Below are 10942 nucleotides of genomic sequence, written 5' to 3' on the forward strand. Positions count from 1 at the left end.
ATAGCGGTGTATCAGCCGAAACTTCTGTCACTGATACACCGCCATCGCCGGCAAGCCGGGCTCCTACAGGTTTGAGCGTGGGCTGTCAGGGGCGTTTGAACTGGCGGCGCAGGTTTTCGATCTGCTCGCGACACACGCAGCCTTCGAGGTGATCATTGACCATGCCCATCGCCTGCATCAGCGCATACATCGTGGTCGGCCCCACATAGGTCCAACCGCGTTTCTTCAAGGCTTTGGAGAGGCGCACCGAGGCCGGTGACGTCGGATTACCCGTCCAATAGGCCATGTCCACCACGGCCGGACGCTCCTCATCACTGGGCTCGAACGCCCACAACCAGCGCGCCAACGAACCCGTCTCATCCACCAGCTCACACGCCCGCCGCGCATTGTTGATGGTAGACACGATCTTGGCCCGGTTGCGCACGATGCCGGGGTCTCTCATCAAGCGTTCGATATCCGCCTCGCCGTACTGCGCCACCCGGCGAAAATCAAAGCCGTCGAACGCCGCCCGGAATTGCTCGCGCTTGCGCAGGATGGTGATCCACGCCATGCCCGCCTGAAAGCCTTCCAGGCAGATCTTCTCGTACAACAAGGTGTCGTCCCCTACCGGCACGCCCCACTCGTGATCGTGATATGGCGGGTACTGCGGTGCCGCCGTGCGCCAGGTGCAATGGGTGCGCCCGTTTTCGTCCGTTGTCAGCCCTGGTTTGTCCATCCATCACCTCATCTGCTCAGCCGTGGATGATAAGCGAAAAAAATTTGAGCCCGCCAACCGCTCAAGCATCACCCTCACCGACCAACTGGTCAGACCGGGACCGGTCAACCCCTGAATATTTACTTGTGATTTCAAAAAAACCCGGCGTAGACTGGCCCCGCACTGGACTTACCGGTAAGACCACAACAATTAAGCCCTGGAACCACCAGGGCACCGAATAGAGATCCCTCCCATGCTCAGATGGTGCTCGCGTTCGATTTTCCTGCAAGTCGTGATTGGCCTGATGCTAGGCATAGTCTGCGGCCTGGCCCTTCCCGAATTCTCCTCACAACTCAAACCCCTGGGTGACGGCTTTATCAAGCTGATCAAGATGCTGATCGGCCTGATCGTGTTCTGCGTGGTGGTCAGCGGCATTTCCGGTGCTGGCGACCTGAAAAAAGTCGGGCGTATCGGCCTCAAGTCGGTGATCTACTTTGAAGTGCTCACCACCGTCGCCCTGGTGATCGGCCTGGTGATGGCCTTCAGCACCGGCATCGGCCAAGGCGCCAATATCCACCTGGAGCAGCTGTCGTCCGCAGGCCTCAATGAACTGGCCGACAAGGGCCAGCACATTCGCGGCACCAGCCAGTTCCTGATGGACCTGATCCCCAACTCGGTGATCGGTGCCTTCGCCGACAACAACGTGCTGCAAGTGCTGTTGTTCTCGGTGCTGTTCGGCAGCGCGCTGAACCTGGTGGGCGAAGCGGCATCGGGCATTTCGCGCCTGATCAACGAACTGAGCCATATCATCTTCCGCATCATGGGCATGATCGTGCGCCTGGCGCCGATTGGCGTGTTCGGCGCGATCGCCTTCACCACCAGCACCTACGGCCTGGACTCCCTGCAACACCTGGGCAGCCTGGTGGGCCTGTTCTACCTGACCTGCTTTGCCTTTGTCGGGCTGATCCTGGGCCTGGTGATGCGCCTGTCGGGCCTGCGCATGTTGCCGCTGCTCAAGTACCTGCGCGAAGAACTGCTGATCGTGATGGGCACCGCCTCCTCCGACGCCGTGCTGCCACAGATCATGCGTAAACTGGAGCACCTGGGCATCGGCAGCTCCACCGTGGGCCTGGTGATTCCGACGGGGTATTCGTTCAACCTCGACGGGTTCTCCATCTACCTGACCCTGGCCATTGTGTTCATTGCCAACGCCACCGGCACGCCGCTGTCGATGACCGATTTGCTGACGATCCTGCTGGTGTCGCTAATTACCTCCAAAGGGGCCCACGGTATTCCTGGCTCGGCGCTGGTGATCCTGGCGGCGACGCTCACGGCGATCCCGGCCATTCCGGTGGTAGGCCTGGTGCTGGTGCTGGCGGTGGATTGGTTCATGGGCATCGGTCGCGCGCTGACCAACCTGATCGGCAACTGCGTAGCCACCGTGGCGATCGCACGCTGGGAAAAAGACATCGATATCCAGCGGGCCAACAAGGTACTCGACGGCCAACAAGGCTATGCCTTCCAGGCCAAGAAACCGGTACTGCCGGCCCACCAGGAGTTCTGATCGGTACACCACCTGTAGGCGCTGGCTTGCCAGCGATGGGCCCTTGAGACCGCCATCGCCGGCAAGCCGGCGCCTACACATGTAAGGCATATAGCTAGGAGCCATAGACGTGATCAGCACCTCAACCGTCGTCAATTCAGTGGTAGAAAAACTGCGCGCCGCCCTGGCGCGTGGCCAGTGGCGGCGTGGCGAAATGCTGCCCGGCCAGCGCGAACTGGCCGAACAGATGGGCATCAGCCGCCCGAGCCTGCGCGAAGCCGTGATCGTGCTGGAAACCCTCGGCCTGGTGCGCTCCATGCCAGGCAAAGGCGTGGTGGTGCTGGAAACCAGCGTCAACGAGCCGCAATCGAGCGACGCCGTCGCTGACGCCAGCCTCGAAGACATCCTGCAACTGCGCTACACCCTCGAGCCCTTCATCGTCGGCCTGGTGGCCCAGTCCATCAGCAGCAAGGAAGTCGGCCAGTTGCGCCTCACGCTCATGGACATGCGCGAAGCCCTCGATGCTGAAGACGCCGAAGCCGGCATGAATGCCTATATCGACTTTCACGAGGAACTGTTTGCCCTGACCTCCAACCCGATCTTCCAGAACGTAGTGCAACAGACCAGCAACGCCCTCAAGCAAAGCGCCCAGGTGCTGCGCAACTCCCCCGAACACCTGGCGGAACGCTTGCAGGAAAACGAAGCCGTGGTGCGCGCCATCCGCAACAAGAACAGCGCCCTGGCCAGCGCCGAGATGCGGCGGCACATCCTTCAGGAAGGCCTGCGCATGGGCATCCGCTTGAACATCCCGGACGACCATCTGGGCAGCTGATTTATTGGAGACTGGCCATGACTGCTTACGCGTTGCAACGCGACCCTATCTTCCCTGCCCTGCGCTTGATCGCCGGTAAAAAGCCGTCGGTGGATGACATCTACCCGCGCCTGTTTGACGCCATCCTCGAACAACGCATCGCGCCGGCCAGCCGTTTTACCGAAGAAGGCCTGGGCGAGATTTTTGGCGTGAGCCGCAGTGTGATCCGCCGTGTATTGGCAAAGCTGTCCCACCAGCAGGTGATTATCCTGCGCCCCAACCAGCGCGCCCAGGTGGCGGCGCCGGACACGCAGCAGACCCGACAAATTCTGGAAGCGCGGCGCCTGACGGAAATCACCGTGGTGCAATTGGCCTGCGTGCACGCCACACCCGCCCAGGTGCGCCAGCTGCGTGAGCTGATTGCCCGCGAGCGCGAGTGCATCGAACGGGACCAGCGCGGCCCGGCGATTCGGTTGTCCGGGGAATTTCATCTGCAACTGGCGGCGATGGCGCGGAATGCCCCGCTGGCACAGTTCCTCAACAGCCTGGTGCCGTTGACGTCATTGGTCATTGCCCAGTACGAGGCGAAAGCCTGCACTTACTGTGCATGGCAGGAACACATGGCGATTGTGGATGCACTGGAGCAACGCGACGCCACCGCCGCTGTCACCTTGATGACCCAACACCTCGACCACCTGGAATCGAAATTGCTCAAACACCACTGATCCCCTGACAAATGGAGATCAAACCGTGGGAGCGGGCTTGCTCGCGAATGCGCCGGATCAGACCACACATCCGTGACTGACCCACCGCATTCGCGAGCAAGCCCGCTCCCACATTTGCCCCTCTTTGCCTGATCAATAGCGCGCCAACAAAAAGCCCCCGCATCTTACGAGGCGGGGGCTTTTGTTTTATACCGAGGGATCAAACCGGTTACAGCACCGACTGACCGCTCAACGCCAGGTCCAGCAACTCACGGTTGGCCACTGCGTACATAGCGTAGTCCGTGCCCACCGCAGCACGAATTTCCACCATCATCGCCACCCAACGCTCCGCCATGTCCTTGTGCTGCTCCAGCCACAGGGCCACGCGGGCTTCCATGTCTTGCGGCGCATCGGCCATTTGCAGCACGGAGATGGTGATCGCGCGTTGCTGCCAGTCCACGTCGTCGCGGAAGGCTTCGCGAGCCTGGGCCTGCCAGTTGTTGGCCACTGGCAGATCGCTGATCTGCTGCAGGTACCATGGCAAGTCCAGGGCGCTGCCCACGGCGAAGTAGGCCTTGGCCACTTCGGCGGCGTCGTGCCCAGTCACGTCAGCGGCCTCGATGATCGGCAGCAAGGTGTACAGGTGCGTGGTACCGGCAACCATGCGTGCCAACAGCTCAGGCACACCGGCTTCGGTGTATTTGCCGTAGCGGTTCTGCCAGCCTTCGCGGGTCGGGCCTTCCAGCAGCTCGTCGAGCTTGAGGCCCAACGCTGCCAGGTGCGGACCGAAGTGCGCGGTGTCACGGCCAGCGTCCTGCTCGTTGCGGCGGCTGCGCAGGAACCAGCGCGTAGCACGACGGCCCAGGCGCATCAGCTCGTCCATCAGCTCCAGTTGAACGTCAGCGGAAACCTGGTGGTCCAGGGCTTCGATCTGACGGAACCAGTGCGGGAGGTGGAAGATGTCGCGCACGATCACATAGGCACCCGCCACGTTCGCCGGGCTCATGCCGGTCGACTCTTTGAGCCGTTGAACGAAGGTGATGCCCATGTGGTTGACCAGGTCGTTAGCGATCTGGGTGCTGACGATCTCGCGTTTCAGACGGTGACGACGCATGGCCTCGCCGAACTTGGCCACCAGGCTCGGTGGGAACGCGGTCTCCATGTCACGGGTCAGGTAGTCGTCATCCGGCACCAGCGACTTGAGCAGCGCTTCCTTGAGGTCGATCTTGCTGTACGAGATCAGCACCGACAATTCCGGACGGGTCAGGCCCTTGCCGGTCGCGGCGCGCTCGGTGAGCTGCTCCTCGGTCGGCAGGTACTCGATGGCGCGGTCCAGCTTGCCACGGCCTTCCAGGTCGCTCATCAGGCGCTTGTACTCGGCCGCACGCTCGTAGGCACGGCGCGCCGCCAAGGACAGTGCCTGGGTCTGCTTGTAGTTGTTGCCCAACACCAGGTTGCCGACTTCGTCGGTCATGCTCGCCAGCAACTGGTTGCGTTGCTTGTCGGTCATGTCACCGGCCTGCACCACTTCGTTGAGCAGGATCTTGATGTTCACTTCGTGGTCGGAGCAGTCCACGCCACCGGCGTTGTCGATGAAGTCGGTGTTGGAACCGCCGCCATTGAGGCCGAACTCCACACGACCCAGTTGGGTCATGCCGAGGTTACCGCCCTCGCCCACCACCTTGCAGCGCAGCTCGTTGCCATTGACGCGCAGGGCGTCGTTGGCCTTGTCGCCCACGTCGGCATGGCTTTCGCTGCTGGCCTTGACGTAGGTACCGATACCGCCGTTCCACAACAGGTCCACCGGTGCCTTGAGCAAGGCGTTCAGCAGTTCGGTCGGGGTCAGCTTGTCGGCCGAGATGTCGAAGCGCTCTTTCATCTGCGGCGAGATGGCAATGCTCTTCGCGCTGCGCGAGAAGATACCGCCGCCTTCGGACATGATGCTGGTGTCGTAGTCGGTCCAGGCCGAACGCGGCAGCTCGAACATGCGCTGGCGCTCGACGAAGCTGGTGGCCGGGTTCGGGTTCGGGTCGATGAAGATGTGCAGGTGGTTGAAGGCCGCGACCAATTGCAGCTTGTCGGACATCAACAGGCCGTTACCGAACACGTCACCGGCCATGTCGCCGACGCCCACCACGGTGATGCTGTCTTCCTGCACGTTGATACCGCGCTCACGGAAGTGACGCTGCACGCCGACCCACGCGCCCTTGGCGGTGATGCCCATTTTCTTGTGGTCGTAACCGGCCGAACCACCGGAAGCGAACGCATCACCCAGCCAGAAGCCGTAGTCGATGGCAATGCCGTTGGCGATGTCGGAGAAGGTTGCGGTGCCCTTGTCCGCCGCGACGACCAGGTACGGGTCATCGTCGTCATGACGCACGACGTTGGCCGGTGGCACCAGGGCGCCGTCCTTCAGGTTGTCGGTGATGTCCAACAGGCCAGAGATGAAGATGCGGTAGCAGGCGATGCCCTCGGCCGCGATCTCGTCCCGGCTGCCGCCCAGAGGCAGGCGACGCGGCAGGAAGCCGCCCTTCGCACCTACTGGCACGATGACCGAGTTCTTCACTTGCTGGGCTTTTACCAGGCCGAGCACTTCGGTACGGAAGTCTTCTTCACGGTCGGACCAGCGCAGGCCGCCACGGGCAACGTTGCCGAAACGCAGGTGCACGCCTTCGACACGTGGCGAGTAGACGAAGATTTCAAACTTCGGCACTGGCTTAGGCAGCTCGGGGATGGCGCGCGGGTCGAACTTGAAGCTGAAGTACGACTTGTTCTGACCGTTGGCGTCGGTCTGGTAGAAGTTGGTGCGCAGGGTGGCCTTGATCAGGTCCAGGTAGCGACGCAGGATGCGGTCTTCGTTGAGCACCTGAACGTCGTCCAGTGCCGTGAGGATCGCTTGCTCCAGGCGCTGCTGCTTGTCTTCCAGGTCTTCGCTGGTGAGCTTGCGCGCCAGGTAGAAACGGGTCTTGAACAACCGGGTCAACTCGCGGGCGATGTCGGTGTGGTTGTTCAGGGTGCTGGCGATGTAACCCAGGTCGAAGCCCAGGCGGATCTGCTTGAGGTAACGGGCGTAGGCACGCAGCAGCGCCACGTCGCGCCACGGCAGGCCGGCGGTGAGTACCAGGCGGTTGAACGCATCGTTCTCGGCGTCGCCATGCACGATGTGCACGAACGCGTCCTGCAGGGTGTCGTTGAGCTGCTGGATATCCAGGTTCACGCCTTCGGCGGCGATGAACGCAAAGTCATGGATCCAGAACTCACGGCCATTGGCGTGACGCAGGCGATACGGGAACTCACCCAGCACACGCAGGCCGAGGTTTTCCAGGATCGGCAGCACGTCGGACAAGGCCAGCGGGGTGTCGGCGTGGTAGAGCTTGCAATGCAGCTCGCGCTGGCCGGAAACCTGGCCCAGCGGCTGGTAGAAGCTCATCACCAACGGGTTGGCTTCGGTCAGGCTGTTGAGGTGCTGCATGTCGACCACGGCCGAATGCGCGGCGAAGCGCTCGCGGTAGCCGGCTGGGAAACCTTTCGGGAAGTCGGCCAGCACGTTGGTGCCCTGGGCTTCGCCGAAGCTTTCAATCACCAGGCTCGAGTAGTCGTCCTGCCAGCTGCGGCAGGCCTGCACCACTTCTTTTTCCAGCTGCAGCGGGTCGATGTCGAGGCGGTTCTTCGGGTCGACCCGCAGAATCAGTTGCACACGGGCCAGCACGGACTCGGAGAAGAAGGTCCAGAACTCGCAGTCCGACGCCTTCAGGCGATCCATCAGCACTTGCTGGATCTTCTGGCGCACTTCGGTGGAGTAGATGTCGCGTGGCACGTAGGCCAGGCAGTAGCAGAAACGGCCGTACGGGTCCTTGCGCAGGAACACGCGGATCTTGTTGCGCTCCTGGATCTGCACGATCGACATCACGGTGCTGAACAGCTCGTCGACCGGGGTCTGGAACAGATCGTCACGTGGCAGTACTTCAACCACCTGCGCCAGTTCCTTGCCCAGGTGAGCCTTGGCCTGGAAGCCCGAGCGGCGCTCGATTTCCGCGACCTTGCGACGGATGTACGGGATCACTCGCACGCTTTCGCCATACACCGAGGAGGTGTAAAGGCCCATGAAACGGTGTTCCTTGATGACCTTGCCGTCGGCGCTGATCTCACGGATCGACACGTAGTCCGGATACGCCGGGCGGTGGACGCGGCTTGGGTGCGCAGCCTTGGCGAACGACAGCACGGTCGGTTCACGCAGGTAAGCCACGGCGTAGTCTTCGATGCGGGTGTCTTCGGCGGTGAGGCCGGCACGCAGCAATTTGGTCAGGCCGAGGAACGAACCGGCGTCATATTCGATATGACCGCCATCCGCCTCGTCACGTACCACAAACTCTTCATAGCCGAGGAAGGTGAAGTGGTTGCCCACCAGCCATTCCAGGAAGCTCTTGATCTCGGCTTTTTCTTCGCCGTCGATGGCGAACTGGCTGGCGTCGATACCGGCCAGCAGGTCCTGGACCTTGGCTTTCATCGGTTCGAAATCGGCCACTGCCACGCGCACTTCGCCCAGTACCTGCTCAAGCTCTTTGCTCAGCACGTTCAATTCGGCGGCGTTGGCGCAGCGGTCGATTTCCAGGTACATCAGCGATTCTTGCTGGATCCCCTCGCCCTGGGTGCCTTTGGGCAGGATTTCCAGCAACTCGCCTTTGGCGCCACGGCGCACGCTGAGCACGGTAGTTTGCAGGGTGTGGATGCTGTAGCCGCGACGGTTCAGCTCGGTACGCACCGAATCCACCAGGAATGGCAGGTCATGGTGCAGCACTTCGACCGCGGTGTGGGTCGACTGCCAGCCATGACGTTCGTAATCGGGGTTGTAGACCCGCACTTGCGGTTGGGTGTGATCAAAGCGCTCAAGCAGGCGCCACGCAGAGAGGGTGCAACCGGCCAGGTCGGAAAGGCGACGTTGGGTCAGTTCGTCGAGGGAAATGATGCCGAAGAATTGTTCAGCGAACAGCGCCACTTGTGGCAGTGCCTGTTCACTGATGTGCTGCGCCAGTGCCGCTTGCAGTTGATGCTGGAAGTCGGCCTTGCTGGCTGCGGTGAAGAACGCCATCTGTGGTACTCCGCTTGGGCTTGTTATTGATGAAAGCGTCGCGTGTTATCCCCTTGCGGGGAGACCGTCAGCTCTGTTCGCACGTTAACCATAGCGAATCGGAGTGACAGGTGGGTGAAGCTGGACAAGACAGTCAGGTCACATACAACTTCCATGAGATGCACCCCACGCCAGGCGACGGTACGACGGGCAGGTCAGACTCCCGGCACAGAGCACATCCGTTGCGCAGCTTAACGAGTGTAGGAAGACAGCTGCTTGCGACGCTGCGACATATTCGGTCATCGGTACGCAGGCTTGGGGTTGCGACTCTCGCAACCCTGAATTTGTGGTGAAAAAACTGGCATCTTTCACGGCCACGAGTACCGAAAATGACTGATAGTCACCTTAAGGTCATGCCAGAGGTCTGACACAGGATGCAGCACAAAATTCGCGCCAATGGCACAATCGCCCGCATTACGCCTTATCCCAGACAGGATTGCCCATGCTGCAACTGAAAACCGACGCCCTGATGGCCACCCCATGCGACGAAGAAGAAGACAACATGGCCATGCTCTGCTGCCATGGCAAGAACGGCGAGATGTTCATGCTGAGCCGTTACCCGGACGAAGAAGAAGTGGAGCTGACCTGGGACTACGAGCCGTCGACCCTGGACGGGCTGAAGATCACCCTGAGCACCACAACACTGCTGGTAGAACTGGCAGCCGGCGATGCCGACGCACTGGGCGGCAAGGACCGGTTGGAGATCACCCATGCCACCGCTGCCTCGGACCTGGCCGAAGTGGAAGAAACCCTGCAAAACATCCTCAAGGGCACCGGCACCTACATTCGCACCTGACGCGCCCCCATTGCTTGTAGTGAACGGGGTTGCCCCGCGCCGGGTGGCGAAGCCGCCCCAATTGGGGCGTTGCGGTGTTTCAGGGAGACCGAGGTGTGGGGTTTTGGATCGCGGCGCTGCTGGCGCGGGGCGAGCCCGCTCACTACAACAATTGCGGGTGCCCACACACTATTCCTACAATTTTTCCTAAAAATACTCCGCGCGCCGTTAGTCGCCACCCCCTTCGATGCATTAAAGTAAGCCTCCCAAGCCCGGTGTTTTTGATCGACACCCGGGCTCATCTCTCCAGGAACCGTCATCGATGGAACATCGTGAAGCGCTGCTTGCGCTGCGAACCTTTCTTTCTACGCAGATTCTCGGCCAGGAAAAACTCATCGATCGCCTGTTGATCGCCCTGCTCGCCGACGGCCACATGCTGGTCGAAGGCGCCCCGGGCCTGGCCAAGACCAAGGCCATCAAAGAGTTGGCCGAAGGCATTGAAGCGCAGTTCCATCGTATCCAGTTCACCCCCGACCTGTTGCCCGCCGACATTACCGGCACCGAGATCTACCGCCCGGAAACCGGCAGCTTCGTGTTCCAGCAAGGGCCGATCTTCCACAACCTGGTGTTGGCGGACGAAATCAACCGCGCCCCCGCCAAGGTGCAATCCGCGTTGCTCGAAGCCATGGCCGAGCGTCAGGTCAGCGTGGGGCGCAGCACTTACGACCTGTCACCGCTGTTCCTGGTGATGGCCACGCAAAACCCTATCGAGCAGGAAGGCACCTACCCACTGCCCGAAGCCCAGCTCGACCGTTTCCTAATGCACGTGAAAATCGGCTTCCCGGACGCTGCCGTCGAGCGACGCATCCTGCAACAGGCCCGTGGTGAAGCCCTCAACGGTGAAACCAAGCCCGAGCGCCGCGTCAGCCAGCAAGCCATCTTCGCCGCCCGCAAGGAAATCCTTGGCCTGTACATGGCTGACGCGGTGGAGGAATACCTGGTGCAACTGGTCATGGCCACCCGCACGCCGGCCAAGTTCGACCCGGAAATGGCCGAGTGGATTGCCTACGGCGCCAGCCCACGGGGTTCCATCGCCCTCGACCGCTGCGCCCGCGCCCACGCGTGGCTGGCCGGTCGCGATTTTGTTAGCCCGGAAGACATCCAGGCGGTGCTGTTCGACGTGCTGCGTCACCGCATCATTCTGTCGTTCGAGGCCGAAGCGGCCGGTGTTGACCAGGACCGTGTGGTGCAGCGCATTCTCGACGTCGTTGCCGTCGCTTGATCCCC

7 protein-coding genes are annotated in these 10942 nt (G+C 61.5%); 5 read left to right on the forward strand and 2 right to left on the reverse strand.

Annotated elements, in window-relative coordinates:
- Positions 1 to 85 precede the first annotated feature (85 nt).
- Positions 86 to 715 (reverse strand): DNA-3-methyladenine glycosylase I, encoded by a 630-nt coding sequence (locus M2394_RS03375; protein ID WP_178922483.1) that lies wholly within the window; start codon positions 713 to 715, stop codon positions 86 to 88.
- Positions 716 to 932: 217 nt separating this feature from the next.
- On the opposite strand from M2394_RS03375, the gene M2394_RS03380 reads away from it, so the two are divergent.
- The 3 genes from M2394_RS03380 (at position 933) to M2394_RS03390 (ending at position 3773) form a co-directional block, all read left to right on the forward strand.
- Positions 933 to 2258, forward strand: a complete 1326-nt coding sequence (locus tag M2394_RS03380) for a C4-dicarboxylate transporter DctA (RefSeq protein ID WP_178922494.1) — start codon at positions 933 to 935, stop codon at positions 2256 to 2258.
- Positions 2259 to 2367: 109 nt separating this feature from the next.
- The gene (locus tag M2394_RS03385; RefSeq protein WP_178922481.1) at positions 2368 to 3069 is read left to right on the forward strand and encodes a FadR/GntR family transcriptional regulator; all 702 of its coding nucleotides are present in this window, start codon (positions 2368 to 2370) and stop codon (positions 3067 to 3069) included.
- A gap of 17 nt (positions 3070 to 3086) precedes the next feature.
- Positions 3087 to 3773, forward strand: a complete 687-nt coding sequence (locus M2394_RS03390) for a GntR family transcriptional regulator (protein WP_259171628.1) — start codon at positions 3087 to 3089, stop codon at positions 3771 to 3773.
- Positions 3774 to 3981: 208 nt separating this feature from the next.
- On the opposite strand, the gene M2394_RS03395 is transcribed toward M2394_RS03390, so the two are convergent.
- Positions 3982 to 8841, reverse strand: a complete 4860-nt coding sequence (locus M2394_RS03395; protein ID WP_259171629.1) for an NAD-glutamate dehydrogenase — start codon at positions 8839 to 8841, stop codon at positions 3982 to 3984.
- A gap of 481 nt (positions 8842 to 9322) precedes the next feature.
- Here M2394_RS03395 and M2394_RS03400 point away from each other — a divergent pair, with 481 nt between their 5' ends.
- Positions 9323 to 9676 (forward strand): hypothetical protein, encoded by a 354-nt coding sequence (locus tag M2394_RS03400; protein WP_259171630.1) that lies wholly within the window; start codon positions 9323 to 9325, stop codon positions 9674 to 9676.
- A 301-nt stretch (positions 9677 to 9977) separates the two neighbouring features.
- Entirely contained in the window at positions 9978 to 10937 is a 960-nt protein-coding gene (locus M2394_RS03405) for a MoxR family ATPase (protein ID WP_123718598.1), read from the forward strand.
- Positions 10938 to 10942 lie beyond the last annotated feature (5 nt).

It is taken from the genome of Pseudomonas sp. BIGb0164, from assembly GCF_024810135.1.
Lineage (GTDB): Bacteria > Pseudomonadota > Gammaproteobacteria > Pseudomonadales > Pseudomonadaceae > Aquipseudomonas.